Here is a 25,111-nt window from a genome sequence, read left to right as displayed (position 1 = left end):
CTTCCTCTGGGGTACCGCGGAGCGGCTCCGGTCCGGATCGGGTGGCACTCCCGGCTCAGGCCGTCTTTCTTGCGGTGCCGCGGGATGAAGCCTGATCCTGATCTGGATAGTGAACGAATCTGCTAGACGTCCGTACTTTATATCGAACGAGTACGGAAAGAGAAAGGGGAGAGCGTGAGCGTCTCCGAGGGGTCAATTCGGGGCATGCTGGCCATCAATCTGAGGCGGGCAAGGACCGAGCGGGGACTGTCGATCTCCGAGCTGTCCCGGCGTTCGAAGATCGGCAAGGCGACGCTGTCGCAGCTGGAGTCAGGCACCGGGAACCCCACCATCGAGACGGTGTTCAGTTTGTCGCGAGTTCTGGAGGTGGCGATCTCTGATCTGCTGGACGCCCGGCCTCCCGGCGGCCTGACCGTGGTTCGCGCCGAGGACGTGGAGGTGCTCAGCGGGGAGGGGGTCGATTTGCGTCCGCTGCAGCGGATCGAGGCCGGCGATGCTGTCTTCGAGGTCTTTGACCAGCAGGTACGGGCCCACTGTCGGCAGGAGTCGCTCGGCCATGTCGGGGTCGAGCACACCATCGTGCAGGCCGGTCGGCTCGGCGTGCAGGTGGAGGGGCACGAGGTGGAACTGGGCCCGGGCGATTACGTCGGTTTCGACGCCACTCTGCCGCACAGCTACACGGCGCTCGACGGCGATGTGCGCTCGGTGCTGCTGCTGCAGTGCCGGGCGGATCAACGGCTGCATCTGTCGGATGCGTGTCTGGACGCCCCCTCGACTGCGGAGGGATAGTCGCCCAGGACAGGGTGACCAAAACAATTCGATCTGACGTGACCGTTGACACGCCCTGAACCGCGTCGTACTTTCCAAGCGTTCGGTTTAACGAACGAGGGGGTTCGATGTACGGAACGCGGGTGGTGGTGCTGGGCGCCGGGATCGTGGGCGCCGCTTGCGCTCGTGAGCTGGCCCTGGCTGGACTCGAGGTCAGCGTCGTCGACCGCGGCGGCGCCGCGGCGGCGACCACTTCGCACGGCGAGGGCAACGTACTGGTCTCCGACAAGGGACCGAGCCCCGAACTGGAACTCGCCCAGCTCTCCCGGCGGTTGTGGCCGCAGGTGCTCGCCGCCGTCGCCGAGCGTTCCGCTCACACGGCGCACGCGGTGGAGTGGGAGCCCAAGGGCGGCATCGTCGTCGCGACCACCAACGCCGGCGCCCGGGAGCTGACCCGATTCGCCGCCGACCAGCGCGCGGCAGGGGTACGGTCAGAGGCCCTCGACGCCGATGCGCTCGCCGAGGCCGAGCCGTACGTCACCCGCGAGCACACCGCCGCCCTGTACTACCCCGAGGACGCCCAAGTGCAGCCGGCCGGCGCGGCCGCCGCCCTGCTCGGCGACGCGCTCGCGGCGGGGGCGACGCTGCGGACGGGCTGCGAGGTGCTCGGCGTGGTCACCCGCGGGGGCCGGATCACCGGAGTCCGCACCTCGGCCGGCCTGCTGGAGGCCGACTGGTTCGTCAACGCCGCGGGCCCCTGGTCCGGCGAACTGTCCACCCGCCTCGGCGCACCGGTGGACATACGGCCCCGCCGCGGCGACGTCCTGGTGACGACCCCGCTGCCGCCGATGGTCTTCCACAAGGTCTACGACGCGGACTACGTGGGCGCGGTCGGCAGCAGCGCGGAGGATCTGCAGACTTCCGCGGTCGTGGAGTCCACACACGGCGGCAGTGTGCTCATCGGTTCCTCGCGCCGCCGGGTCGGCTTCGACGACCGGCTGCGCCCCGAGGTCCTCTCGGCTATCGCCGCGAAGGCCCTGCGACTGTTCCCGACGCTGGCCGGGGTGCCGGTGATGCGTGCGTACGGCGGCTTCCGGCCGTACGTCCCCGACCATCTGCCGATCATCGGCGCCGATCCACGGCTGGAGGGTCTGTGGCACGCGAGTGGTCACGAGGGCGCCGGGATCGGCCTGTCGGTGGGCACCGGACGGCTGCTGCGGAATCTGATGCTCGACGAGCCGACGGACATGGACGCCACCCCGTTCCGGGTGGACCGTCCGGCCGTGCTCGGCGAGAGCGCACCCCCTGTGAGTGAGGAGAGGGCATGAGCCCCAGACGTGTCCGCGCCGAGTCCGACGCCGTCGGTCGGCAGGACCGGCCGCTGCGGATCATGGTCGACGGCGAGCCCGTCGGCGGGATCGCGGGCCAGACCATCGCGGGCGTCATGCTCGCCGCCGACCGGCTGGCCTGGCGCCGGGGCCGCTCCGGCGCCCCCCGCGGGGTGTTCTGCGGGATCGGCGTCTGCTTCGACTGCCTGGTGACGGTGGGCGACGAGCGCGACGTGCGCGCCTGCCGCCGCCGGGCCCGCGATGGAGATGTGGTGACCACTCAGACCAGGGAGCCGGCGCCGGGCGGGTCGCAGGACGCGAAGACGGTCCTGTCCCCGGGTCCAGGGACCGCCCAGGACGCCGAGCCCTCCCGGCACCCGGCCCCGGCCGGCCACGAGAAGTCCGACGCACCCGGAACGGAGGCGAGATGACGCACCGTCATGTTGTGGTCGTCGGCGCGGGACCCGCGGGTCTCGCCGCAGCGGAGGCCGCGCTGAGCGCCGGCGCCCGGGTGACGCTGATCGACTCGGCGGACCAGCCCGGCGGCCAGTACAACCGGCTGCTGCCCCAGGCGTACGACGCGGCCCGCCCGGAGGTGCTGCAGCACGGCTGGCGGGCCTTCGACCGGCGCCGCCGCCGGGTGCTCGCCCATCCGCGGTGCGCCTGGTGGTCCGAGACCTCGGTGTGGGCGCTGGAGCGCCCTGCCCCGGAGCGGCCCGGGGTGCCGCGGGTGCACGTGCTGCGCGGTCCGGCCGACGGCCACGACCGGCGCCGAACGACGCTCGACCCAGACGCGCTGGTGCTCGCCGTAGGCGCGTACGACCGCGTACTGCCGTTTCCTGGCTGGGAGTTGCCCGGTGTCTTCACAGCCGGCGCCGCCCAGGCGCTCGCCAAGGGTGAGCGGGTCGTGGTCGGCGACCGCGTGGTCATCGCGGGCACCGGACCGTTCCTGCTCCCCGTGGCCTCCTCGCTGCTGGACGCCGGCTCCCAGGTGCTCGAGGTGCTGGAGGCCAACACGCCGGGCACGGTCGCTCGCGGCTGGTTGCGGCGTCCGTGGCAGCTCGCGGCGCAGGCCGGCAAGACCGGTGAACTCGCCGAGTACACCGCCTTGTTGATCCGGCACCGGGTGCCCTACCGTACGGGCCGCACCGTGATCGAGGCGCGCGGCGACGGGCGGGCCGAGGAGGTCGTCACCGCGCGGCTGCGCGCGGACTGGTCGGTGGTGCCGGGCAGCGAGCGCACGGTCGCGGTGGACGCGGTGTGCGTCACACACGGCTTCAGCCCGCAGCTGGAGCTACCGGTGGCCGCCGGATGCTCCCTGCGCACCGCTCCGGGCGGCGAGTTCGTAGGCGTCGACGACGACCAGGCCACCAGCTGCCCCGGCGTCTACGCGGCCGGTGAGATCACCGGCATCGCGGGCGCCCCGGCCGCACGGGCGGAGGGCGCGCTCGCCGGCTGGCTCGCCGCCGGTGGCGACCCGGACACGTCCGCGCTGCGTCCTCTGCGCCGCAGCCGGGACCAGGGCCGCGCGTTCGCCGAGCGGCTGGCCCGGGCACACTCGATCGGTGCGGCCTGGCGCGAGTGGCTGCGCCCCGAGACCGTCGTCTGCCGCTGCGAGGAGGCCGACTACGCCTCGATCTGCCGGGCCGCCGCCGACAAGGCGAGCTCCGCCGCCCGGGTCGCCAAGCTGGAGACCCGGGCCGGGCTCGGCCCCTGCCAGGCCCGGATCTGCGGCCCCACGGTCGCCGAGCTGAACGCCCGACTGTCCGGTGAGCCCGCCGACCGGCCCGTCGAGGGCCTGCCGGCTACCGCACCGCACCAGCGCCCGATCGCCCAGCCCATCCGGCTCGGCGAACTGGCCGCCGCCCCCGAACCGTCCCTCGGCGGCCCCGCCCCGCACCGCCCCTGACCCCTCACCACCTCTGAAAGCTCGACTCTCCACATCCATCAACTCCACCAACTTCCTTTGTATGGAGCAGAGTTCATGAACAGCACCAAGAAGCAGGCCCTGTCTCTCGGCGGCGTGGTCGTGGCCACCGCCCTCCCCTACCGCGAGGACGCGTCCGCCCCGGCCGGTCTGGCAGTTGACTACGATCGTTATGCCGAGCACTGCCGCTGGCTCGTGGCGAACGGCTGCCGTGGTGTCGGCCCGAACGGCTCGCTGGGCGAGTACTCCTCCCTGACGGACGAGGAGCGCCGCAAGGTCGCGCAGACGGCGGTCGAGGCCGTCGGCGACTCGGGCATCGTGGTCGTCGGTGTGCACGGCGTCGGCTCGCACCAGGCCAGGCACTGGGCCGAGGTCGCCGCCGAGGACGGCGCCGACGGTCTGCTGTGCCTGCCGCCCACGATGTACCGCGCCAACCGCGACGAGGTCCTCGCCCACTTCGAGGCCGTGGCCTCCGTCGGCCTGCCGGTCATGGTCTACAACAACCCGATCGACACCAAGGTCGACCTGACCCCGGACCTGGTCGCCGAGCTCGCCCAGTTCGACAACATCGTCGCGATCAAGGAGTTCTCCGGCGACGTCCGCCGTGTCCTGGAGATCAAGGAGCAGGCGCCCGGCCTGGAGGTCATCAGCGGCGCCGACGATGTCGTCCTGGAGAGCCTGCTGATGGGCGCCACCGGCTGGTTCGCCGGCTTCCCGAACGTCTTCCCCGCGGAGTCGGCGCGCCTGTACGACCTCGCCGTCGCCGGCAAGCTGGAGGAGGCCCGCGCCCTGTACGAGCCGCTGGTCGCCGCCTTCCGTTGGGACTCGCGCACCGAGTTCGTCCAGGCCATCAAGCTCGGCATGGAGGAGGTCGGCCGGTTCGGCGGTCCCTGCCGCCCGCCGCGCGGCCCGCTCACCCAGGAAATGCGCGAGCAGGTCCAGGCCGACATGGCTCGTGCCATCTCCGCGCTCCAGAAGCAGTCCGCCTGATGCGGTCCATCCGTACGATCAGCGCGGTCGACTCGCACACCGAGGGCATGCCCACCCGCGTCGTCACCGGCGGGGTGGGCCCCATCCCCGGCGACACCATGGCCGAGCGACGCCGCTACGCCATGGAGAACCTGGACGGGCTGCGCCGGTTCCTGGTCGACGAGCCGCGCGGGCACTCCGCGATGAGCGGGGCGATCCTGCAGCCGCCCACCCGCCCGGACGCTGACTGGGGCGTGCTCTACATCGAGGTCAGCGGCTTTCTGCCGATGTGCGGTCACGGCACCATCGGCGTGGCCACCGTCCTCGTGGAGACGGGGATGGTCGAGGTCAGCGAGCCGGAGACCACAGTCCGTCTCGACACGCCCGCCGGGCTGGTCGAGGCCCGGGTGACGGTCACCGACGGCTGTGCCGAGAAGGTCACCCTGCGCAACGTGGACGCCTTCGCGCTCGAACTCGACGCGATGGTCAAGGTTCCCGGCCTCGGCGAGATCCGCTACGACATGGCGTATGGCGGCAACTTCTACGCCATCGTCGAACTCGACCGGCTCGGGCTGCCGTTCGACCGCGCGCGCAAGGACGAGATCCTCTCCGCCGGACTGTCAATCATGCGGTCCGTCAACGAGCAGAACCGGCCGGTGCACCCGGTCGACCCGCTCATCGGCGGCTGCAAGCACGTGCAGTTCCTCGCCCCGGACTCCACCGCCCGGCACTCGCGCAACGCCATGGCCATCAACCCCGGCTGGTTCGACCGCTCCCCCTGCGGCACCGGAACCTCCGCCCGCATGGCCCAGTTGCACGCGCGCGGTGAGCTTCCGCTGCACACCGAATTCGTCAACGAGTCGTTCATCGGGACGAAGTTCACCGGCCGGCTGCTCGGGGGCACCGAGGTCGGCGGCCTGCCCGCCGTCGTCCCCGAGTTCTCCGGCCGCGCGTGGATCACCGCCACCGCGAACTATCTGCTCGGCCCGAGCGACCCCTTCCCGCATGGATTCGTGCTCTAGAGCACCCCGCACGGTCGCGTGCCCCTCCCTGGGGACACGCACGTCCGTCCCCTCACCCCGTACGTATTCACCGGAGGGACCGTCATGTCCCGTTCGACTCCAGTAATACCCCGGGAAGGAACGGCCCCCAGCGGCGGCCTGTTCTCCCGGCAGGGAATCTTCCGTCTCAAGCCCGTCGACTCCTCCGAGGAGGAGAGCACGGGCGGGCTCCGCCGGACCATGGGACTGTGGCAGCTGGTCGCCCTCAGTCTCGGCGGTCTGGTCGGCGCGGGAGTCTTCTCGCTCGCCGGCGTCGTGGCCCACGACGACGCCGGGCCCGGCGTGATGATCTCCTTCCTCGTCGCCATCATCGCCAGCACAGCCGCCGCGCTGTGCTACGCCGAGTTCGCCGGCATGATCCCCAAGGCCGGCTCCGCCTACACGTACTCCTACGCCGCGCTCGGCGAGATCGTCGGCTGGGCGATCGGCTGGGACCTGCTGCTCGAGTACACCGCCATCGTCGCGGTCGTGGCCATCGCCGTGTCCGGCTACTTCTCCTACATCCTGGAGCGGATCGGCGTCGACCTGCCGTCCTGGATGCTCGGCGCGCCGGGCACCGGGCCCGGCCACAAGGTCGACCTGTTCGCCGCCGTGCTGTGCCTGCTGCTGGCGTTCGTGCTCTCCCGGGGCACCAAGGAGTCGGCACGCTTCGAGACCGTCCTGGTGGTCGTCAAGCTCGGCATCGTCGCCCTGGTGGTGATCGCCGGCGCGTTCCACATCTCCGTGGGCAACTACACGCCGTTCCTGCCCTTCGGTATCGGCGGCGCGTTCACCGGCGCCGCGACCGCGTTCTTCGCCGTCTACGGGTACGACGCGATGAGCGCCGCCGCGGAGGAGAGCGCCGAGGCGAGGAAGGTACTGCCGAAGGCGATCGTGATCTCGCTTGCCATCGCCACGGTCGTCTATCTGCTGGTCTGCGTGGTGCTGCTCGGCATGCAGAACTACCGTGACATCGACACGAAGAGCCCGTTCTCCAGCGCACTCGGCGCGGTGGGCCTCGGCGGACTCGGCATCGTGGTCGCGGTCGGCGCCATCATCGGAATCACCACCTCCGCCTTCGCCAACATGCTGGCGGTCTCCCGGGTCTGGTACTCCATGAGCCGCGACGGGCTGCTGCCGCGCTACTTCGCGAAGAACCACGCCAAGCGGCACGTGCCGACCCGGGTGATCTGGCCGGTGGGCATCGGCTCCGCGTTCATCGCCGGCTTCCTGCCCATCCGGGAGGCCGCCGACCTCACCAACATCGGCATCCTGGCGGCCTTCACCGTCGTCGCCATCTCCGTCGTGGTGCTGCGCAAGACACGGCCGGATCTGCCGCGTTCCTTCCGCACCCCGCTGGTGCCGCTGGTCCCGGCCATTGGCGTGGCCTTCTCTCTCTGGCTGATCGCCAACCTGGACTGGATCACCTGGGTGCGGTTCGCGGGCTGGATGGCCCTCGGACTGATCGTCTACTTCATGTTCGGCGTCCGTCACTCGGAGGAGAACCAGCTCCGGGCAGCGGTCGAGGACGAGCTGTCCGAGCGGAGCGAAGGAAGCTCGTCATGACCGGCGAGCAGGCCGCTGTCCACCCCACCCGCGAGGGCGCCACGGCGTCCCTCCAGCAGCACCGCCGCTTCGGGGGCGCGTGCATGTTCTTCGGCCCGGCCGGGGGCGGCCTTTGTCGAGCTGTTCCCGCCGCACCCACTACACGGGCGCCTCCATCAGCTACAACCTGGCATTCACGATCTTCGGTGGCACCGCACCGCTGATGTCGGTCTTCCTGATCGAGCAGACCGGCAGCACCATCGCACCGGCGTGGTACGTCGTCGCCCTATCCGTCGCGGCTCTGCTGGTCAACGCCCGGATGACGGAGACCAGCAGGCGCTCGATGCTCCCCGACGCGTCACGGCCGACGCCCACCGCTCCACGGAAAGAGAGAAGGAAGCACCATGAACACCGTCGTACTCGAACCTGACCGAGCGGTGGCCGCGGCCGCCGCCGCGGCCCGGGAATGGGCCGAGGCGGCGCCGTCAGCCCGAGCGCGCGCCCTCGAAGCCGTTGCCGACGCTCTCCAGGCGGAGCGAACGGAGTTGGTCGCCCTGGCCGACACCGAGACCCACCTCGGCACGACCCGCCTCAACGGCGAGCTGACCCGCACCGCCTTCCAGTTGCGGCTCTTCGCCGAGCAGGTGCTCGCGGGCGAGTTCCTCGACGTCCGCATCGACCGCCCTGACCCGCAGTGGCCCACCGGGCCGCGACCCGAACTGCGCCGCTACCGCACCGCGCTCGGCCCGGTCCTGGTGTTCGCGGCCAGCAACTTCCCCTTCGCCTTCAGCGTGGCCGGCGGCGACACCGCCTCCGCCTGGGCCGCGGGCTGCCCGGTGGTGGTCAAGGCGCACCCCGGCCACCCCGGACTGTCCCGCCGCACCGCCGAGATCATCCAGAAGGCGATGGCCCAGGCCGGCGCACCGGACGGCGTGTTCGGTCTGATCGAGGGTCAGCAGGCCGGGATCGACGCGCTGCGCCACCCGGCCCTGCGCGCCGCCGCGTTCACCGGCTCCGAGCGCGGTGGCCTGGCGCTCGCCCGTATCGCCGCCGACCGGCCCGAGCCGATCCCGTTCTACGGGGAGCTGGGCAGCGTCAACCCCGTCGTGGTGACCCCGGCCGCGGCCGGCGCCCGTGGTGCAGAGCTCGCTGAGGGATACGTCGGTTCGCTCACGCTGGGCGCGGGCCAGTTCTGTACCAACCCCGGCCTGCTGTTCGCCCCGGCCGGCGACGGCCTGGTGGACACGATCGTACGACTGCTGCGCGAGGTCCCGTCCGCGCCGATGCTGGGGGACTGGATCGCCGAGGCGTACGTCGACGGCGCGCGCCGGCTCGCCAGGCTCCCGGGAACGCGCACGTTGGTGTGGCCCGATGACGAGGCGTCGGCGAGCCCCCGGCTGCTCACCCTGGACCTGGCCGCGTTCGCCGCCGACCCCAAGGCGGCGGCCGAGGAGTGCTTCGGCCCGCTCGGCCTGGTGGTGACGTACGAGCGGCTGGAGGAGGTGGCCGCCGTGGTGGCGTCGCTGCCGGGGCAGCTCACCACCTCCCTGCACGGCGAGCCCCACGAGGGCGGCGACCTGGCCGATCTGACCGCGGCGCTGGCCGGGCGCAGCGGCCGGGTGCTGTGGAACGAGTGGCCCACCGGTGTCTCGGTCACCCACGCGATGCAGCACGGCGGACCGTTCCCGGCCACCACCGCGCCCGCCACGACCTCGGTCGGCACCGCCGCGATCGAGCGGTTCCTGTTGCCGGTTGCCTACCAGTCGTGGCCTCAGCGGCTGCTGCCACCGCCGCTGCGCGACGACAACCCTTGGGGCGTGCCCCAGCGGATCAACGAGTAGCGCGGCAGCAGAGCCCGACAGCGTCGGGGCAAGGGCTTGCCGCGCCCAGGCTGACGGTGTCGCCCGGGGCGCGGCCGCTCCTCTTGCCCGGCTCGCCCTGGGCGGACAGTTCCATCGTGTGTCAGACCGCGTCCACGCGCTGGGCGGCGGACCGGCTCGCCGCCAGATGGTTCGCGCCAGTTCAGCGACGAAGGGGTGGGCCACGCTGGTGTGGTCGTCATCGACCGCAGGTTGGCCATACCTTCGGCAGGAACCACCAAGATGTGCGCGGCCTTCCGTGCGGCGGGGGAACGGCGGGTATCGATGATCACGCAGCTGGCCACGCCGGCCACACGCGCGATCCGGACCGCGCGGCGGTCCGGATCTACCAGGAGTCCCGTCCTCGAGTTCATGTACTTGACGCAGCGTCAGACGACATGACGCAACGGCGTTGACTCCAGCCGTAGATCGTGACCTTCATGTCTGATTCGCGGCTTATCGGCGGTAATGGCTGGCCTGGGCTCGGTGGACGCTGGCCGCAGATCGCTCTGCCCATCTTTACCGGCGGCCGCTGGACGCATTGGCCCTCGCTCCGGATGCCGAGAAGGTCGCCGTCCCCTGGCGTGAGCCGGACTGCGCCGATCCGACTCCTCCCCACGCTCGAATCAACGTCCAACTCGTCGCGTAGGAAACGGTCTTAGTGTGCCGTCTCGCGCATCCTGGTCCGCACCATCTGAATGGGCAATGACATGCGCAGGTCGTGGGTATATGGTTCGGCCACTGTTACTCAGGGTGTTGCTTTGGCCGGCGGTTGATCCGGTGGTTGATCGCTGTAGTGCCCGGGGCGCAGTGCCCTACCCCCCTCACAACTCTGCCCGCGTGCACCGGACCCGGTCGTGCCAGACCGGGGTCGTGCGCGCCGCAGAAAGGCATGCCCATGTCCCGAATACGGGTCACGAAACCCGCCGCTCTGACCGCGCTGGCAGGCGTAAGCGCCTGTCTGGCAATCGTCGTCGTACCGTCCGCGTTCGCGGGCACGACCACCCCGGCCGGCGGCACCTGCACGATCCGCCCCGCGGAGAAGGACTCCGAGGCGCCGCTCAGCTGTCTCGGCGTCACCGCTTCGCTCGACCATCTGCCTGCTGTCGGCGAGCAGGCCACCCTCACCGTGGACGTCCAGGCACAGGCCGACATCAAGCACGCCGGCCTGTCCGTCCAACTGCCGCCCGTGCTCCGGATATCCGGCGAGGGCTCCGGCCTCGACGCGCCCAAGACGGACACCTTCGGTCAGCGCGCCAGCCGGACGCTCGCCCTCACCTCCGGCACCCACACCGTCAAGCTCAAGGTCAAGGCCGTCGCCGCCGGACCCGCCCAGATCCAGGCGGACATCAGCGACATCGACCGTCCCGACCCGCGCCGTGCCGGGCACGACTCGGTGGAGCTTACCGTCGGCACATCCAAGGGCTCCTCCGACAAGGGCGTCTCGGTCACCAAGGCCGACGCGGCCCCGGTGCACGGCCCCGGGCCCGGCGCCCGCAAGGCACGCCCGGTCACCCCCAAGGCCCCTGCCCCTGCTCCTGTCTCTGCCCGTGTCTCGGCTGCCTCAGCCCCGGCCTCCCCGCGCGCCACCGCCGCACCCACGTCCAACGCCCAGGTCTGCGTCAGCGGCACCTTCCGCAACCGCTTCCAGTCCGCCGAGGGCGGCAGTTGGAACGGCAAGGCCAACCGGGACGAGCCCGTCAGCAACGCCAACATCACCCTGTGGGGCAAGCCGACCCCCAACAGCGGTACCCAGAAGCTCGCCACGGGGATGACCGGCAACGGCGACGGCAAGTTCAACCTCTGCTACACCCCAAGCACCCCCGTCACCTCCCAAGCTTGGGTGGAGTTCCAGACGCAGGCCGGCCGGATGTGGTCGGTGGTCGACGCCAACGCCGGTCTCTACTCCACCGCCACGTACTCACTGAACAACATCTCGGGCAACACCAGCCTGGGCAACGTGTACGCCAACGACGGACAGAGCCGTGCCTGGCACGCCTTCGACACCCTCAACAAGCTGTGGTGGAACCGCGGTTCCACGACCAACTGCTGGGCAAGCAGCCAGCAGGACGGCCACTGCACCCCGATCACCGTCCAGTGGTACCCCGGCTCCACCGACGGCACGTACTGGAGCACCGGCGACGACAAGATCCACCTCGCGGACAACGACCCCGACTCCGAGCACACCACCGTCCACGAGGCGGGCCACGCACTCATGGGAAAGCTCTACAAGGGCTGGTGGCCGAACGTGAGCAACTGCTCGCCCCACTACGTCAACCGCACCTCCTCCACCAGCTGCGGCTGGACCGAGGGCTTCGCCAACGCGGTGGCGTTCCACACCTTCAACGACACCACCTACTACTGGGGCAACGGCAGCTCCATGAACCTCGCCAATGACCGCTCCACGAACGGCATCGACGCGGGCGACGCCTGCGAGGCCCGCGTGGCCACCGCGCTGGTCGACCTGTGGACCCAGGTCGACGGCGGCTGGACGAAGAGCAACACCATGATGACCCGGACCTGGCAGTCCAGCTTCCGCGAGTACTTCGTCACCGACCGGCCCGATTACGGCCTGGACAGCGGCACGACGGCCCGGAACATCCTCTACAACCACACCATCCAGTACTGATACTGATTGCTGTCAGCTGCACAACCGGGTGGACCGGGCCAACAGTCGGCCCGGTCCATGCGTGTTCCGGGACTGTAAATGTAGAACGGCTCTGTCGCACATTCGGTGGTGACGGAGGGTGAAGTCAGGCCAAGAGGATGCGGTGGCGGAGGAGCCGGAAGCGGTCTCGGCCGTACATCTGCCTGGCCAGCAGCTTGGTCTTGGCGTTGACGCCCTCGGTGGGGCCGTTGCTGTAGGGGAGGGTGAGCCCGGCGATGGCGGCGTCGTGGTCCTGGTCGAGGCCGTTGAGGAACGGGTCCAGTTTCCGGTAGCCGGGCAGTGCGGACGCCGGCCATCCACCCGTCGAGGTCGTGGCCGCGGCGTTCGGTCATGAGCTGGGCGAAGGCATGCACGAGGCGGGCCAGGGCAGCCATCTCGGGGCAGGTGGCGAGAAGTTCCTCAAAGGTGGGCTCGGCGCTTATCGGACAGGTCCTGGGGGCGAGTGATCATCCAGGAGATGAGGCGGTGTGGGGAGGGCATGATCCGGTCGCCCTCCAAGCGGCCCCGGTTGATGAACTTGTGGAGGAGGCTGAGGCTTCCCGCGTATCCGCGGCCGCGGATTTAAATGGACGCGGTGGCCGCAGGCTGTTCCCCCGCATCGGCTGGCCATCTCCATAAGACCTTGAAGTGTGTTCCCCAGAATCAACGAGCCTCGTCATCCTGGCCGTGGGGCGTTCTTGGATCAGGCGATGCCTGGCCGACGCTGGGAGTCGCGGCGACCGACGAGGAACCAGAGCAGGCACCCGAGGAAGGGGGCCATCAAGGCGAAAACGAGCCGGACCAGCTTCATCCCGCCGGTGAGGTCGGGCCTGACGATGCTGAGCAGGGCGCCGAAGTACAGCGCGGGAACGCCGAGGGCCATGGCAGCTGTTGCGCAGGCGATCATGATGTCGCCCGTAGGGGCAAGGGCCATCTGGTGTGTGAGCTGCGCCTGCATCGTTCTCTCGTCTTGCTGGTGGGGGATGCTCAGAGTTCGTCGGTCGGCTGGACGTGTGGTGCCCGGTGGTGGGGGCGAGCGGCGCACCAGGTGGGTGGGTGGAGGTGATCGGCAGCAGGTAATCGCCTGTCACGCCTGGTGCCTTGCCGCCCACAGCAGATAGAGGCCGGTGGCGGCCGGGAGTGCTGGGACGGCCAGGAGGGCCGGGAGGAATGCTCCGAGGCCGAAGTTTGATCGTCATGGTGGGACTCCTGTCAGTCGGTGATGAAGTGGTCGACCGGTCGCTGGCGAAGTGGTCGACGACGCAACGGAATGCGGCCGGAGAGCGCCGGAGAGCGCGCCGCTGCTGCGCCTCCGCCTGCCGCACCGGCACCGGACCCACTCCGCCACCACAAACCCGCCGTCGACCCCATGCCGAGCATCGACGGCTCGGCGCGAGAGCCGGTGCCTGGCAGGGCAGCGGGCGAGGGCACGCAGATGGTTCCCCGCGGATCAGTCGGGCAGAGGGTCCGTCGGCTTGCTGACGGACCCACCAGGAGGCGACCCGCCGGGTGGCCGAGGGCATCGCCGACATCGCGGTCACCTACGCCCTGGGCCCACAGCACGACGTGCGGGTGGAATGCTCCGTGGTGGTGCCGATGGCCGCCATCGTTCCGCCCGGACACCCCTGGCCGGCTGCGAGCGGGCCGGCTTGGCAGAACTGTGTGAGTACCCCCTCGCCCTGCCCCCGGCCGGAACCACCCACCGCGACCTCTTCGACATCGGCGTACAAGTGGAGGGCCTCACCGCCCGGCCGGCGCTGGTCTGCGACGCCCTGGCCCCGAAGTACGCATTCGTCCACTCCGGCGGCGGCATCGCGCTCGTCGGCGACCTGGGCGACCTTGGCGGCCCGCGCCCGGCCCCCTCCATCGAGGGCTACGCCTACGTACGGCTCGACCACCCGGTCTTCCGCCACCGCGAGGCCCAGGTCCAGACGATGCTCGGCCGACGACTGCCCGGGGCGGCTACACAATTCACCATGTTGCTGGTATCGCTGCTGCGCCCACAGGGACCGCAAGACTGACCTTCGACGGTACCGCCGGACCACCTGCACTCCCGAGAACAGCTCCACCTACCGGCTCATCTGGTGGGGCGCGAGGCGGACCGCACAGGAGTGACAGGACTGGGCAGGACGCAGGACTGGGCAAGCCGTGCGAGTGCCCGGCGTGGTGCCTGCCGTCCGAGCCGGAGCGAGGTTAGACAAGGGGCATGGCCCGATTCCCGGGCCGCTCCTCGCGTGAGCGTCGACAGCGGCCGCCAGGCTCTCCGGAACCGCCGAAGCGGCGTTGCCGGCCCATGGTGATCATGAGCAGCCTCGCCGGGCAGATGTTCGTGCTACAGGCGCTGATCATCGTGCTGCTCGTCGCGGCAGGGGTGGCCGCGCTGGCGCTGCTGGCTCGGAACGACAGATTCCAGGCGGCGCGAGCCCGCTCGCTGGCCGCCGCCGAGAGCTTCGCCCACGCCCCCGGCCTGCCCACCGTGCTGCGGAGCCCGAACCCGGCTTCCGTACTCCAGCCGCTCGCCGAAGCGGCCCGCAAGACGGGCAACGTCGACTTCATCGTCGTCATGAACCGGGACGGCATCCGCTATTCGAGCCCGCGGCCGGAACGGATCGGCAAGAAGTTCATCGGCACCATCGGACCGTCGTTGGCCGGCCACGTCACCATCGAAAGCCTCCAGGGTCCGGTCGGCGAGGAGATACAGGCCGTCGTCCCGGTGATGGACGGGGGCCGGGTCGTGGGCATGGTGGCGTCCGGGCTCAAGATGAGCAAGATCAGCGGTTCCGCCGACCGGCTGCTCCCGCTCCTCATCGCTGCCGGCGCCGGCGCCCTGGCCCTGGCCACGGCCGGGACGGCCCTGGTCAGCAGGCGGCTGCGGCGGCAGACCCGCGGTCTCGGGCCGGCCGAGATGACGCGGATGTACGAGCACCACGACGCGGTGCTGCACGCCGTGCGCGAGGGTGTGGTCATCGTCGGCGACGAGGGTCGAGTCGTACTCGCCAACGACGAGGCGCGCCGGCTCCTCGCTCTGCCCCCGGACGTGGAGGGGCGGCAGGTCGACAGCCTCGGCCTCGACCCCAGGACGACAGAGCTGCTGCTCTCCCGGCGCGATGCCTCCGACGAGGTGCTCCCCGTCGGCGACCGTCTCCTGGCGGTGAACAACCGGTCGACGGACCGCCACGGCGGCCCACCCGGCAGCGTCGCCACCCTGCGGGACTCCACCGAGCTGCGTGCCCTCGCCGGGAAGGCCGAGGCCGCCCAGGGCAGGCTGCGGCTGCTCTACGAGGCGAGCGTGGCCGTCGGCACGACCCTGGACGTCACCCGCACCGCCGAGGAGCTCACCGAGGTGGCCGCCCGCTGGTTCGCCGACTACGTCACCGTCGACCTCGCCGAGTCCGTCCTGCGCGGTGACGAGCCGCCGCCCGGCGCATACGAGGAGGCGCCGGAACTGCGTCGCGTGGCGCTCAGCGGTACGTTCACGCATCCCCAGTACCGAGTGGGCGAGGTGTACCGGTACGCCCCCGCCACGCCGATGGCCACCGTCTTCCTCAGCGAACAGCCCGTGCTCGTCACCGACTTGCCCGCCGCCTCCGAATGGCGGGCGGGAGACCCCGAGCGCACTCGGATCGTCATCGAGCACGGCCTGCACTCACTCATCACCGTGCCGCTCAAGGCGCGCGGTGTGCTGATGGGTGTCGCCAACTTCTGGCGGATGCGGGAAAGCCCGCCCCTGGAAGAAGACGATCTGACCTTGGCCGAGGAGCTGACGGCCCGGGCGGCCGTCTGCATCGACAACGCGCGCCGCTTCACCCGCGAGCACACCATGGCCGTCACCCTGCAACGCAGCCTGCTCCCCCGCGTGCTTCCCGAACAGACCGCCCTCGACGTCGCCTACCGGTATCTCCCCGCCCGGACCGGAGTGGGCGGAGACTGGTTCGACGTCATCCCGCTGCCCGGATGCAGGGTCGCGCTCGTCGTCGGCGACGTGGTCGGCCACGGCCTGCACGCAGCCGCCACCATGGGCCGGCTACGCACCGCCGTACAGAACTTCTCGACCCTGGACCTGCCACCGGACGAACTCCTGGCCCGCCTCGACGACTTGGTCGACCGCATCGACCAGGACACGGCAACAGATGCGGACTCGGACCTGGAAACGGGCCCGGCGCAGGACCAACTCACCATCACGGGCGCCACCTGCCTCTACGCCATCTACGACCCCACCACCGGCACCTGCACCATGGCCCGGGCCGGCCATCCGCCACCCGTCGTCGTCCACCCCGACGGCACCGTGGAATTCACCGAGCTTCCCGCAGGCCCGCCGCTCGGCGTGGGCGGTCTTCCCTTCGAGGCCGTGGAACTACGGCTCCCAGAGGGCAGCAGCGTCGTCCTCTACACCGACGGCCTTGTCGAGGACCGCGAACGCGACCTCGACACCGGACTGGAAATCCTCGGTACGACCCTGGCCCACCCCTCCCGCCCACCGGACGAGACCTGCGACGTCGTCATCAGCACGCTGCAACCCGACCGCCGGAGCGACGACATCACCCTCCTCGTCGCCCGCATCCACCTCATGGATCCCGGCCGCATCGCCGAGTGGGACGTGCCGTCCGACCCCGCGGCCGTGGCGGGCGCCCGCGCCGACGTCACCCGACAGCTGACGGACTGGGGGCTGGCGGAGCAGGCGTTCACCACCGAGCTGATCCTCAGCGAACTGATCACCAATGCCATCCGCTACGCCCCCGGCCCGATCAAGGTCCGCCTCCTGTACGACCGGACTCTGATCTGCGAGGTGACCGACACCAGCAGCACCTCGCCCCACCTGCGCTACGCCGCCGACGAGGACGAGGGCGGCCGCGGCCTCTTCCTCATCGCCCAGCTCGCCGAACGCTGGGGCACCCGCTACTTCGCCCGGGGCAAGGTCATCTGGGCCGAGCAGGCGGTGACCTGACAGAGGCAGAGCGGTCCGTGCCCTGAGGACGAACGATGCCGGCGAGAGCGGGCGAGAGCAGCGATCGGGCCGGAAGTCAGCCCATGTCGTCCATGGGAGACACGATCTTCTTGCGGTACATGATGACCGCCGGACCCGCGACCGCCGCCAGCATCACCTCGGCCACGACCACGGCACGATGCCCAGCAGCGAGGTGGCACAGTCACCCGCAGCCACCGCCAGGAACCATGCGCCCGTCATCTGGCTGCCGTACTTGGCGGGCACCACAAGCAAAGCGGAGAGCCAGCTCCGCAAGGGGGTGCTGGAGTACTGCGTGCTTGCGATCCTGCGCCGTGACGGACTGGTGGAGACCCGCTGGCAGGAGTCCCCCAGCGGGCCGCCCCGGCGCTACTACGAGTTGACACCACCGGGGCATGCGGCGCTGAAGGAGTTCACCGCGATCTGGCCGCACTTCCGTGACGCGGTCGACCACTTCATCGCCGACTGACAGGAGTCCCACCATGACGATCAGCGACCATCCGCTGGTGAAGAAGTACCTGGCCGCCGTGGGGCGTGAATCGGCCGGACTCAGCCCGGAACGCCGCAAGGAGCTGCTGGCCGACCTGGAGGAGCACATCGCCGTGGCCCTCGCGGAGGAGTCCGCCTCCGGCGACGACGAGATCCGCAGCGTGCTCGCACGCCTCGGCGACCCGCGCACGATCGCGGCCACCGCCCTCGGCGAGGAACTCCCCGCCCCGCACGTCAGCCGAGGACGCACCCTCGCCCTACTGGGACTGCTGGCGGTAACCGGCCCCCTGACAGTCTTCGGACCCGTGCTGGGCATCCCGGCGCTGATCGGCGCGATCTGGTGGCTGTGGACCGCCGCAGTGGCGCACCCGCGACAAGGCGCTCGGGACGGCAGCCGCCCTCGTGCCACTGCTGTTCCTGATGTCGCAGTGGATGATCCCCGCAGGCACGCTCAACTTCGGTCTCGGAGCATTCCTCCCGGCCCTCCTGGCCGTCCCAGCGCTCCCGGCCTCTATCTGCTGTGGGCGGCAAGGCACCAGGCGTGACAGGCGATTACCTGCTGCCGATCACCTCCACCCACCCACCTGGTGCGCCGCTCGCCCCCACCACCGGGCACCACACGTCCAGCCGACCGACGAACTCTGAGCATCCCCCACCAGCAAGACGAGAGAACGATGCAGGCGCAGCTCACACACCAGATGGCCCTTGCCCCTACGGGCGACATCATGATCGCCTGCGCAACAGCTGCCATGGCCCTCGGCGTTCCCGCGCTGTACTTCGGCGCCCTGCTCAGCATCGTCAGGCCCGACCTCACCGGCGGGATGAAGCTGGTCCGGCTCGTTTTCGCCTTGATGGCCCCCTTCCTCGGGTGCCTGCTCTGGTTCCTCGTCGGTCGCCGCGACTCCCAGCGTCGGCCAGGCATCGCCTGATCCAAGAACGCCCCGTCACGTCTCGCGGTAGATCCGCGAGCACCTTCGTCGACGGCAGCACCCGCACACCATCCCGCAGTCTCCTCGACCACGATCCGGACGCAGACCGGCCAGACCACCGTGCCGTGGGCACGGCCCAGCACGCTTGCACCAGCAACACCCTCGGTCGGAGTCATTCCTGGCGCGCGGAAGTGCCAGACTCCTCTCCCACAGGAAGGCCCAGAAGAACCCTTTCCCCCCACCGCCGTGCCCCATCCGTGCCCTTCAGCGCGGTAAACACCGGTCAAGGAGAGCGCGAGAAGCACCTCCGCCAGGACCCCTTCGCCAGCGTTTCTGCTCCATGTCCTGGCGACGGCGAGCGCACAGCTCCCGCTCAGGGCGACGCCAGCGGTAGTAGGTGGACGAGGCGATGTGCAGTTCCCGGCGTACGGGCTCGACCCCAGATGCGGCTGCTCGGTAAGGAGCGCGGTCACCCGGGCCGGGTCGGGTCGAGCTGAGCGGCGAAAAGAGCCGAGGCCGTCCGCAGGACCTCGTTCACCCACTTGAGCCGAGGTTGCTCAATACGCCCCTCTTCTGCGCAGTGCCCGCAGGGATGGCGAAGCCACGTACTTCGAGACCGTGGTATCCGCCAGCCAGACGCTGAATCGCCTCTCCCAGCTTGCCGATTCAGCAGCCGCCGCGCGAGGAGACGGCCGGCGCACCGCGAGAGAGACGGGACGGCTCCATGAGCTTCACGGATTGCTCGCGCTCGCCGGCGGGCGCTACGAGAACGCCCTCGACGCTCTCACTGACGCGGAAGCTCGGCATGGTCAAGATGGGCCGCGTGGCCCTGGACGGCACCAAGCTGGAGGCGAACGCCTCCAAGCACAAGGCGATGAGCTACGGCCGCCTGGTCGACAAGGAGGAGCGGATCGAAGCCGAGATCGCCCAGTTGGAGGCCAAGGCCGCCGCTTTGCTGGCCGACGCCGAGGCCGTCGACGCCGCCGAAGACCGGAGGTTCGGCGTCGACGGCAAGGAGGTCGACCTGCCCGCCGAACTGGACCGGCGCGAGAAGCGCCTGGCCAGGCTGCAGGCCGCCCGCGCGCAGATCGAGGCCGAAGCCGCCGCCAGGGCTACGGGTACCGCTGGGTGGAGGAGCGCACCGCGGTCGTTGGCCGGACCGGAGGTGGGCGCGGCCTCAGGGTGTGGTGGCCGAGGTGCGCAGCGTCAGATGGCAGGGGTGCTCCTCGCCGTTGCGGAGGAAAGTGAGCCGTACGCGGATCTCACATGCCCTGGGGGCGAGGGCGGGCTGTGCGGAGATGCTGCCTTGGGTGTGCGTGCCGTCGGCAGCGGCTCCGTAGGCTCCGCCCCAGTCGACGTACTCGTTGCCGATGTCGTCCACCGCCTCAAGGGACAGCAGCACGGGGGTGGTGTCGCCGGCGTCCGGCAGGGGCGGGGCGATGGTGTAGTGGAGGGTGAAGGAGTCGTCCCGCCGCTGCAGGTCGTGGACGGTCAGTTCGTGGCCGCCGTTGAGGATCTTCGCCGACGCGAGGGGGGCGCGGGGGGTGCGGTGTGGTTTCAAGAGGACTCCTCGATGTCGGTGGTGTTCAGGCGGCGAGCCCCGCGACGCGGCGCGCGGGCGGCCCGGTGCGGTAGTGAACGTACTCGTGCTCCAGGCGGAAGCCGGCGGTCCAGGCCAGGAGCCGGCTGGGGCGGTTGTCACGCGAACAGGTCCAGCTGGGGGTGTGGCCGCGGGCGGCGATGTCCTGGCACAGGGCGGTGACGCAGCCAAGCGCGAGGTGCTGACGGCGGTGCTCGGGGACGGTGAGGCAGGCGACGTCCTCGTATGCGCTGCCGCGGAAGTACGTGCAGGCCATGGCGAGGACACGATCCTTCTCGAAGGCGGCCCAGCCGTGTCCGGAGGCTGCGAGGCCCGCCGGACCGCCCCAACTGGCGTGTATCCAGGCCGACTCGGCTCCCAGCGTGGCAAGTGCCGGAGCATCCGCGGGCGTCAGCCGACGCACCGTCACCCCACGAGGCGGGCGCGGCGGCAGCACGGGAACGCGGTGGACGTACCCCATGCGCTCCCACGGCGCGAGACCGTCGAACGCACGGCCCAGCAGGGGGAGGAAGCGGGCTGGTGCCTGGACGTAGTGTGCGGTGAAGGGGTGAGTGCGAGCGGGGCCAGGGCAGTTAGTTCACCGCGGAGCAGCAGGTGGTCGGCGCAGGCCATGGCGACGGCTCGGGGGGCGACGGGGCGGTCGGCCCACCAGCGACCGGCCCCGGACGGAGACCGCCGTGACCCGGGGGTCGGCGGCGAAGACGGTGAGTGCGAGCTGTGACTGGGCGTAGGCGGCGAGCCGGGAGTAGCGACGGGCCCGCTGGGGGTCGTTCCACTGGATGGAGGCGGTGCGGTGCAGTGCGGAGGAGACGTTGACGACGCGGCCGCCGGAATCTTCCCCGAGCTCTCGGCTCCGCTTGAGCAGGGGAGACCCCATCGTGAGGGCCGGCTCCAGCAGGCAGGTCAGGAGGTAGTGGGCGAGGAAGTTGACCTGGAGGACGATCTCGTTGCCGTCGGCGGTGAGGGTGTGGCGTTCTGGGGCGGCGGTGGCGGCGTTGTTGACCAGGACGTCCAGGTGAGGATGTTCGGCGAGGACACGGCGCGCCATCGCCTCGACCTCCTCCAGGCGCGTGAAGTCCGCGGAGAGCGTGCACAGTTGTGCGGCGTCGATGCCCGCGGTGGCGATGAGACGGTCGGCGGCTGCCTGCGCCTCCTCGGGGGTGCGGCCGTGCACGGGCACGGTGGCGCCGCGTTCGGCGAGCTGGCGGGCGGTCTCGAAGCCGATGCCGGAGGTGGCTCCGGTCACCAGGACGGTACGGGAGGACCGCACCGCTTTCGACGTCCCCCTGATGGGCCCGATGGCCCGATCCGCGGACGCCTCCCCATCCCGGTCGCTTGCTCAGTTCGCGGGCGTGCGCCGGTCGCGCATCGCGGCCGCCACCGTCCCTGCGGTCCCGGCGAGGAGAGGCAGCAGCATCGTGGCGAACAGCCAGCCTGGAACCTCCTGATCGGCTGTGGAGCGCCACAGCACCCCGCAGCCGATCAGGAGCGAGACTCCCACGCAGGCGTTGAGCACCAGCAACGCCCGGGCGGTGCCGAGTGCCGAGGCGCGGGTGCGCGGCCGGTTGAGCGAGGAGCTGGCCAACCCGTTGCCGAACGGCGTCGCTTCCTTCGGTAGCTCGGCCTGTGGAGTCACCCGCAGTGTCAACTCGGCGCAGGCGGTCAGCAGCACCGTCGCCCCGATGTACACGAACACCAGCAAGAACGCGCTACCGATCGACCGCTCTGTCCAGGCGTCCACACCGTCGATGCCGAGGTGCCGAGGTATCCGGCTCGGCAGATGTGGGTAGCGGAGGATGCCCCAGAGGGACAGTGCGGCGAGCAGCGCGACGTTGGGAAGCAGCCACAGCCGGACGGGAGATGAGAAGACCATGGGGTCAATTGTCCGATACTGATGAGTTCTTGGCGGGTGGCGCCGCACGTACGGATCACGTCAAGGTGGGCCTGGCCAGTGGTGAGGGGGCCGAGGCGCCGGTGGGGGTTCAGTGTCGGTATCGCGAGGGCCTGAGTTTTCTAGGTGCCCGAAATGATCCGCTGGGCTTGGTCGGAGATGGATGCCACGATCTGCGCGGCGGGGAGGGTGTTACGGATCAAGCCGGCCGACTGGCCGGCGTAGAGCGCCAGCGCCTCCACCTCGCCGGTCATCCCCGGGACCGGAACCATGTCCGCGTACCGTCGATGGGTGCGTCCTCGGCTGTCGGCTGCCTCATCCTCAGCGGCCAGATACAGGCAGGCGACCTGCAACGAACCGATCCGGTCCGGCAGCGGCCACAGCAGGACATGCTGCGCGGCCTCGGCGACCGACCGTACCTGTGCCAGCTGGCGCCGGTGCTCTCGGCCCGTGCCCTCTCACCCCCCGATCGGACCGTTACTCGGAATGCGGAGGCGCTCTGGGCACGGGGTGCTGGCCGACCCGGAGGGCAACGAGGCCTGTGCCGGCACCGCCGGGTGGATCGGGCCGGATCCGGCCCGGCAGACCGCGGCGCCGTTGCGGTCGGGATCGGACAGCAGCGGCGGTGGTCGGGGGCGGTCGCCTGCCACTGGACGACCGGCGCCTCGGCCACTCGGTCCCGGGCCCGGTTGGGCTCAGGCGAGGATCAGTTGCCACTGCTGGTTGGCGGCACCGGTGCTGGTTTCCTGCTCAAGGCCGGCGAGCTCGGCCGTCGAGGAGCCGACGACGCCGACCAGTTTCTGGCTTCGGGCGCTCACCAGGTTGACGTATCCATCGCCGACGTCCTTCAGCGTCCACTGCTGGTTGGTCGCCCCAGTCGGGGTCCACTGGACGATCGCGGTGCCGTCCGACGTCGAGCCGCCGAACACGTCCATCGCCAGGCCGGAGGCGCCGTTGACGAGCGTGAAGACACCTGGCCCGGCGGGTTGCAGCGTCCACGACTGGTTGGACCCGCCATCGGGCGAGTACTGGATCAGCCCTGTCCCGGCGGCGCCTGAGGCCGCCGGGTCGTCGATGGCCTTGCCGCTGCCGCGGTTGACCAGTACGAACCTGTCGAACGTCGCCGACTGTCCGGGCGGGAGGGTCACCTGCCTGCTCCACGCGGCCGATGCCACCGTGGTGGTGGCACTGGCCGGGGCGATGTTGTGCAGGGTGAACGAGGTCACCTGCCCCGCACTCCAGGCGAGGTCGACGATGAATCCGTGCATGAATGCCCCTCTCCAGCAGCTATGCCTGATCGGGTATACCGATGATCGGAATAGGCATTATCCGGGCGTGGCTCAGCTCGCCAAGATGTTCCTACGAGAAGGCGCTGTCGGACGGCGGAAGCTTGGAGGTCATCAGCATGAGCGACGTACGGCCCGCACAAGCGGGCCCGCGGCACTGGGCGCACTACGTCAGCGGGCGGTTCGACGAGACGGGAGTGCGCTTCCCCCTGGTCCATCCGGCGGACGGTGCAGTGATCGGAACGGTTCCCGAAGCGGACGCCGGAACGGTCGACCGTGCGGTGCGGGCCGCGCGGTCGGCCCTCGACGGGCCGTGGGGCAGCAGCACGGTGGAGGAGCGCTGCGCCGTGCTGCGGCGGATCGCCGACGGCATGGAGGCCCGGTTCGAGGAGTTCGTCGCGGCGGAGGTGGCCGACACCGGCAAACCGGCGTCGCTGGCCCGCAGCGTCGACATCCCCCGGGGGATCGCGAACTTCCGTGCCTACGCCGACCTGGCCTGGGGTCGCCCGGAGCAGGCGTTCGCCACGGCGGTGCCGGACGGAACCCGGGCGCTGAACTCCACGGTGCGGCCCTCGTGCCGGGCTCGCTCGGCTGTCCTTCATTCCTGCGGTCCGTCGTTCGCCCGCGGTGCGAGATACGCGCCGCGGAAGCGGACGGGCCGTGAATTCCCTGTGGAATCCCGGGGGTGATCAGGCGTGCCCACCGGACGAAACGCACGGAGTTGAAAACTCATGGCTTTCGCAGTGTTGATTCCCGGCCAGGGCTCACAGTTCCGTGGCATGGGGCAGGACGTCTTCCCGAAGTATCCGGGAGTGACGCAGTTCGCGTCCGACCTGCTGGGGTACGACCTGGTGGCACTATGCCGGGACGATCCCGGCGGCCGGCTGGCCGACACCGCCTACACGCAGCCAGCCCTCTTCGTCGTCAACGCCCTGCACCTGTTCGAACGGGAGCGGCGCGAGGAACGCACCGCCGATTACTGCCTCGGACACAGCCTCGGTGAGTACAACGCCCTGATGGCGGCGGGCGTCCTCGATCTGGAGACCGGTCTGCGGATCGTGCGCAGGCGTGCCGAGCTGATGGCCGAGGCGGTCGGGGGCGGGATGACCGCGGTGATGAACACCTCGGAAGCCCGACTGGCGGAGATCTTCGCGGAGGACGGCGTCGAGGGCGTTGACATCGCCGCCTTCAACACCGACGCACAGGTGGTCGTCGCGGCCCCCGAGCGGGTGCTGGAGGCGGCGCACGCCGCGCTGCGGAACAGGGGGGTGAGGTTCGTTCCGCTGCGGGTCGGCGGCGCGTTCCACTCCCGGTATATGGAGTCGGCGCGACGCGAATTCGCCCGTTTTCTGGAGGGTTTCTCCTTCGGTGCGCCGCGCGTTCGCGTCATCTCGAATGTCACGGCACGGCCGCATGAGCCCGGCAGGATTCGCGAGCGGCTGGCCGAGCAGCTGGTAAGGCCGGTCCGCTGGACCGACAGCATCCGGTACCTCATGTCGCGCGGTGAACTGGAATGCCAGGAAGTCGGCGGAAAAGACCTCACGCGGATGGTTCAGCACATTCGTACCGTCGGCGTGTGACAGCGGTTTTCAATGAACAGTGAAGGGTTGGGGAATGGGTAGGAGAGAGAAGATCAGGGACTACATGGAGGATCGGTTCCTGGTCGAGTTCGGTGAGGACGTCACACCGGACACCGACCTTTTCAAGGCCGGTGTCATGGATTCCTTCGGTTACTTGCAGCTCATGGATTTCCTGGAAGCTGAGTTCGGCATGAAGATCTCATCGGACGAGATTCTCGGAAACGTTTTTGTGTCGCTCGCCACGATCGACGATTTCGTGGCCGAAAAGATTGAATTGAACGCGTAGGTAG

The 25,111-nt window shown here is 70.2% G+C and carries 26 protein-coding genes and 2 pseudogenes; 20 read left to right on the top strand and 8 right to left on the bottom strand.

Annotated features, from left to right (window positions below):
- Positions 1 to 174: 174 nt before the first annotated feature.
- The 11 genes and pseudogenes from ACFVT2_RS13735 (at position 175) to ACFVT2_RS13685 (ending at position 12,065) form a co-directional block, all read left to right on the top strand.
- Entirely contained in the window at positions 175 to 789 is a 615-nt protein-coding gene (locus tag ACFVT2_RS13735; protein WP_390016383.1) for a helix-turn-helix domain-containing protein, read from the top strand.
- 107 nt (positions 790 to 896) lie between these two features.
- Positions 897 to 2,096, top strand: coding sequence for an NAD(P)/FAD-dependent oxidoreductase (locus tag ACFVT2_RS13730; protein WP_390016380.1), 1,200 nt, complete (start codon positions 897 to 899; stop codon positions 2,094 to 2,096).
- Positions 2,093 to 2,527 carry a (2Fe-2S)-binding protein gene (locus tag ACFVT2_RS13725; protein WP_390016377.1) on the top strand — a complete coding sequence of 145 codons (435 nt, stop codon included), beginning with the start codon at positions 2,093 to 2,095 and terminating at the stop codon, positions 2,525 to 2,527. Before ACFVT2_RS13730 ends, ACFVT2_RS13725 begins: the two co-directional genes overlap by 4 nt.
- Entirely contained in the window at positions 2,524 to 4,005 is a 1,482-nt protein-coding gene (locus ACFVT2_RS13720; RefSeq protein ID WP_390016374.1) for an FAD-dependent oxidoreductase, read from the top strand. The genes ACFVT2_RS13725 and ACFVT2_RS13720 overlap by 4 nt, the downstream gene beginning before the upstream one ends.
- Before the next feature lie 75 nt (positions 4,006 to 4,080).
- Positions 4,081 to 5,013 (top strand): dihydrodipicolinate synthase family protein, encoded by a 933-nt coding sequence (locus ACFVT2_RS13715; protein ID WP_390016372.1) that lies wholly within the window; start codon positions 4,081 to 4,083, stop codon positions 5,011 to 5,013.
- Positions 5,013 to 6,014, top strand: coding sequence for a proline racemase family protein (locus ACFVT2_RS13710; protein ID WP_390016369.1), 1,002 nt, complete (start codon positions 5,013 to 5,015; stop codon positions 6,012 to 6,014). Before ACFVT2_RS13715 ends, ACFVT2_RS13710 begins: the two co-directional genes overlap by 1 nt.
- Positions 6,015 to 6,098: 84 nt before the next feature.
- The gene (locus tag ACFVT2_RS13705) at positions 6,099 to 7,598 is read left to right on the top strand and encodes an amino acid permease (RefSeq protein ID WP_390016366.1); all 1,500 of its coding nucleotides are present in this window, start codon (positions 6,099 to 6,101) and stop codon (positions 7,596 to 7,598) included.
- 112 nt (positions 7,599 to 7,710) lie between these two features.
- Positions 7,711 to 8,007, top strand: a complete 297-nt coding sequence (locus ACFVT2_RS13700; protein WP_390016363.1) for a hypothetical protein — start codon at positions 7,711 to 7,713, stop codon at positions 8,005 to 8,007.
- Positions 7,982 to 9,418: an aldehyde dehydrogenase (NADP(+)) gene (locus ACFVT2_RS13695; protein WP_390016361.1), complete on the top strand. Its 1,437-nt coding sequence runs from the start codon at positions 7,982 to 7,984 to the stop codon at positions 9,416 to 9,418. Before ACFVT2_RS13700 ends, ACFVT2_RS13695 begins: the two co-directional genes overlap by 26 nt.
- Positions 9,419 to 9,926: 508 nt before the next feature.
- A pseudogene (locus ACFVT2_RS13690) lies at positions 9,927 to 10,085 on the top strand (aminoglycoside phosphotransferase family protein); the annotation flags it as partial.
- Between the two features lie 249 nt (positions 10,086 to 10,334).
- A complete protein-coding gene (locus ACFVT2_RS13685; RefSeq protein WP_390016358.1) occupies positions 10,335 to 12,065 on the top strand; it encodes a mycolysin in 1,731 nt (576 codons plus the stop codon).
- 124 nt (positions 12,066 to 12,189) lie between these two features.
- Here ACFVT2_RS13685 and ACFVT2_RS13680 read toward each other — a convergent pair whose 3' ends face one another.
- Together ACFVT2_RS13680 and ACFVT2_RS13675 are read right to left on the bottom strand one after the other, a co-directional pair.
- Positions 12,190 to 12,366, bottom strand: a complete 177-nt coding sequence (locus ACFVT2_RS13680; protein ID WP_390016492.1) for a transposase — start codon at positions 12,364 to 12,366, stop codon at positions 12,190 to 12,192.
- A 420-nt stretch (positions 12,367 to 12,786) separates the two neighbouring features.
- Positions 12,787 to 13,041 (bottom strand): PLD nuclease N-terminal domain-containing protein, encoded by a 255-nt coding sequence (locus ACFVT2_RS13675; RefSeq protein WP_390016344.1) that lies wholly within the window; start codon positions 13,039 to 13,041, stop codon positions 12,787 to 12,789.
- A gap of 691 nt (positions 13,042 to 13,732) precedes the next feature.
- Here ACFVT2_RS13675 and ACFVT2_RS13670 point away from each other — a divergent pair.
- The 6 genes and pseudogenes from ACFVT2_RS13670 to ACFVT2_RS13645 all read left to right on the top strand — a co-directional run.
- A complete protein-coding gene (locus tag ACFVT2_RS13670) occupies positions 13,733 to 14,104 on the top strand; it encodes a hypothetical protein (protein WP_390016355.1) in 372 nt (123 codons plus the stop codon).
- A gap of 272 nt (positions 14,105 to 14,376) precedes the next feature.
- Positions 14,377 to 17,028: a SpoIIE family protein phosphatase gene (locus ACFVT2_RS13665; RefSeq protein WP_390016352.1), complete on the top strand. Its 2,652-nt coding sequence runs from the start codon at positions 14,377 to 14,379 to the stop codon at positions 17,026 to 17,028.
- 178 nt (positions 17,029 to 17,206) lie between these two features.
- Positions 17,207 to 17,515: a PadR family transcriptional regulator gene (locus tag ACFVT2_RS13660; protein ID WP_390016349.1), complete on the top strand. Its 309-nt coding sequence runs from the start codon at positions 17,207 to 17,209 to the stop codon at positions 17,513 to 17,515.
- 13 nt (positions 17,516 to 17,528) lie between these two features.
- The gene (locus tag ACFVT2_RS13655) at positions 17,529 to 18,080 is read left to right on the top strand and encodes a DUF1700 domain-containing protein (protein WP_390016346.1); all 552 of its coding nucleotides are present in this window, start codon (positions 17,529 to 17,531) and stop codon (positions 18,078 to 18,080) included.
- Positions 18,081 to 18,209: 129 nt separating this feature from the next.
- Entirely contained in the window at positions 18,210 to 18,464 is a 255-nt protein-coding gene (locus ACFVT2_RS13650) for a PLD nuclease N-terminal domain-containing protein (protein ID WP_390016344.1), read from the top strand.
- Positions 18,465 to 19,251: 787 nt separating this feature from the next.
- Positions 19,252 to 19,576: pseudogene (locus tag ACFVT2_RS13645) on the top strand (IS1182 family transposase); the annotation flags it as partial.
- Positions 19,577 to 19,641: 65 nt separating this feature from the next.
- Here the strand turns inward: ACFVT2_RS13645 and ACFVT2_RS13640 are convergent.
- The 6 genes from ACFVT2_RS13640 to ACFVT2_RS13615 form a co-directional block, all read right to left on the bottom strand.
- Positions 19,642 to 20,025 (bottom strand): hypothetical protein, encoded by a 384-nt coding sequence (locus ACFVT2_RS13640; protein WP_390016341.1) that lies wholly within the window; start codon positions 20,023 to 20,025, stop codon positions 19,642 to 19,644.
- 25 nt (positions 20,026 to 20,050) lie between these two features.
- On the bottom strand, positions 20,051 to 20,473 hold the full coding sequence (locus tag ACFVT2_RS13635; RefSeq protein WP_390016338.1) for a GNAT family N-acetyltransferase: 423 nt from the start codon (positions 20,471 to 20,473) through the stop codon (positions 20,051 to 20,053).
- A 168-nt stretch (positions 20,474 to 20,641) separates the two neighbouring features.
- Positions 20,642 to 21,310 carry an SDR family NAD(P)-dependent oxidoreductase gene (locus ACFVT2_RS13630; RefSeq protein ID WP_390016336.1) on the bottom strand — a complete coding sequence of 223 codons (669 nt, stop codon included), beginning with the start codon at positions 21,308 to 21,310 and terminating at the stop codon, positions 20,642 to 20,644.
- 93 nt (positions 21,311 to 21,403) lie between these two features.
- Positions 21,404 to 21,937: a DUF1648 domain-containing protein gene (locus tag ACFVT2_RS13625; RefSeq protein WP_390016333.1), complete on the bottom strand. Its 534-nt coding sequence runs from the start codon at positions 21,935 to 21,937 to the stop codon at positions 21,404 to 21,406.
- A 140-nt stretch (positions 21,938 to 22,077) separates the two neighbouring features.
- Positions 22,078 to 22,227: a hypothetical protein gene (locus ACFVT2_RS13620; protein ID WP_390016330.1), complete on the bottom strand. Its 150-nt coding sequence runs from the start codon at positions 22,225 to 22,227 to the stop codon at positions 22,078 to 22,080.
- A 423-nt stretch (positions 22,228 to 22,650) separates the two neighbouring features.
- Entirely contained in the window at positions 22,651 to 23,223 is a 573-nt protein-coding gene (locus ACFVT2_RS13615) for an RICIN domain-containing protein (RefSeq protein ID WP_390016327.1), read from the bottom strand.
- A 137-nt stretch (positions 23,224 to 23,360) separates the two neighbouring features.
- Here ACFVT2_RS13615 and ACFVT2_RS13610 point away from each other — a divergent pair, with 137 nt between their 5' ends.
- Genes ACFVT2_RS13610 through ACFVT2_RS13600 form a run of 3 tightly spaced genes read left to right on the top strand, consistent with a single transcriptional unit; the run spans position 23,361 to position 25,107 of the window.
- Positions 23,361 to 23,930, top strand: a complete 570-nt coding sequence (locus ACFVT2_RS13610; RefSeq protein ID WP_390016324.1) for an aldehyde dehydrogenase family protein — start codon at positions 23,361 to 23,363, stop codon at positions 23,928 to 23,930.
- 42 nt (positions 23,931 to 23,972) lie between these two features.
- Positions 23,973 to 24,821 (top strand): ACP S-malonyltransferase, encoded by an 849-nt coding sequence (gene fabD / locus ACFVT2_RS13605; RefSeq protein WP_390016322.1) that lies wholly within the window; start codon positions 23,973 to 23,975, stop codon positions 24,819 to 24,821.
- Positions 24,822 to 24,855: 34 nt separating this feature from the next.
- On the top strand, positions 24,856 to 25,107 hold the full coding sequence (locus tag ACFVT2_RS13600; RefSeq protein WP_390016319.1) for an acyl carrier protein: 252 nt from the start codon (positions 24,856 to 24,858) through the stop codon (positions 25,105 to 25,107).
- Positions 25,108 to 25,111: the final 4 nt, after the last annotated feature.

This window comes from Streptomyces sp. NPDC058000, assembly GCF_042886435.1.
Classification (GTDB): domain Bacteria; phylum Actinomycetota; class Actinomycetes; order Streptomycetales; family Streptomycetaceae; genus Streptomyces.
Note: the sequence above shows the minus strand (reverse complement) of the source record. Positions and strands in the feature narration are given on the sequence as shown.

Excerpts from the sequence above, each read along its gene's own strand:
- ACFVT2_RS13705 (WP_390016366.1), top strand. The coding sequence starts at position 6,099 with ATGTCCCGTTCGACTCCAGTAATACCCCGGGAAGGAACGGCCCCCAGC.
- ACFVT2_RS13715 (WP_390016372.1), top strand. The coding sequence starts at position 4,081 with ATGAACAGCACCAAGAAGCAGGCCCTGTCTCTCGGCGGCGTGGTCGTG.
- ACFVT2_RS13685 (WP_390016358.1), top strand. The coding sequence starts at position 10,335 with ATGTCCCGAATACGGGTCACGAAACCCGCCGCTCTGACCGCGCTGGCA.
- ACFVT2_RS13660 (WP_390016349.1), top strand. The coding sequence starts at position 17,207 with ATGCCCAGCAGCGAGGTGGCACAGTCACCCGCAGCCACCGCCAGGAAC.
- ACFVT2_RS13695 (WP_390016361.1), top strand. The coding sequence starts at position 7,982 with ATGAACACCGTCGTACTCGAACCTGACCGAGCGGTGGCCGCGGCCGCC.
- ACFVT2_RS13650 (WP_390016344.1), top strand. The coding sequence starts at position 18,210 with ATGCAGGCGCAGCTCACACACCAGATGGCCCTTGCCCCTACGGGCGAC.
- fabD (WP_390016322.1), top strand. The coding sequence starts at position 23,973 with ATGGCTTTCGCAGTGTTGATTCCCGGCCAGGGCTCACAGTTCCGTGGC.
- ACFVT2_RS13615 (WP_390016327.1), bottom strand. The coding sequence starts at position 23,223 with ATGCACGGATTCATCGTCGACCTCGCCTGGAGTGCGGGGCAGGTGACC.
- ACFVT2_RS13620 (WP_390016330.1), bottom strand. The coding sequence starts at position 22,227 with ATGGTTCCGGTCCCGGGGATGACCGGCGAGGTGGAGGCGCTGGCGCTC.
- ACFVT2_RS13725 (WP_390016377.1), top strand. The coding sequence starts at position 2,093 with ATGAGCCCCAGACGTGTCCGCGCCGAGTCCGACGCCGTCGGTCGGCAG.
- ACFVT2_RS13675 (WP_390016344.1), bottom strand. The coding sequence starts at position 13,041 with ATGCAGGCGCAGCTCACACACCAGATGGCCCTTGCCCCTACGGGCGAC.
- ACFVT2_RS13710 (WP_390016369.1), top strand. The coding sequence starts at position 5,013 with ATGCGGTCCATCCGTACGATCAGCGCGGTCGACTCGCACACCGAGGGC.
- ACFVT2_RS13625 (WP_390016333.1), bottom strand. The coding sequence starts at position 21,937 with ATGGTCTTCTCATCTCCCGTCCGGCTGTGGCTGCTTCCCAACGTCGCG.
- ACFVT2_RS13665 (WP_390016352.1), top strand. The coding sequence starts at position 14,377 with ATGGTGATCATGAGCAGCCTCGCCGGGCAGATGTTCGTGCTACAGGCG.
- ACFVT2_RS13610 (WP_390016324.1), top strand. The coding sequence starts at position 23,361 with ATGAGCGACGTACGGCCCGCACAAGCGGGCCCGCGGCACTGGGCGCAC.
- ACFVT2_RS13600 (WP_390016319.1), top strand. The coding sequence starts at position 24,856 with ATGGGTAGGAGAGAGAAGATCAGGGACTACATGGAGGATCGGTTCCTG.
- ACFVT2_RS13720 (WP_390016374.1), top strand. The coding sequence starts at position 2,524 with ATGACGCACCGTCATGTTGTGGTCGTCGGCGCGGGACCCGCGGGTCTC.
- ACFVT2_RS13730 (WP_390016380.1), top strand. The coding sequence starts at position 897 with ATGTACGGAACGCGGGTGGTGGTGCTGGGCGCCGGGATCGTGGGCGCC.
- ACFVT2_RS13655 (WP_390016346.1), top strand. The coding sequence starts at position 17,529 with ATGACGATCAGCGACCATCCGCTGGTGAAGAAGTACCTGGCCGCCGTG.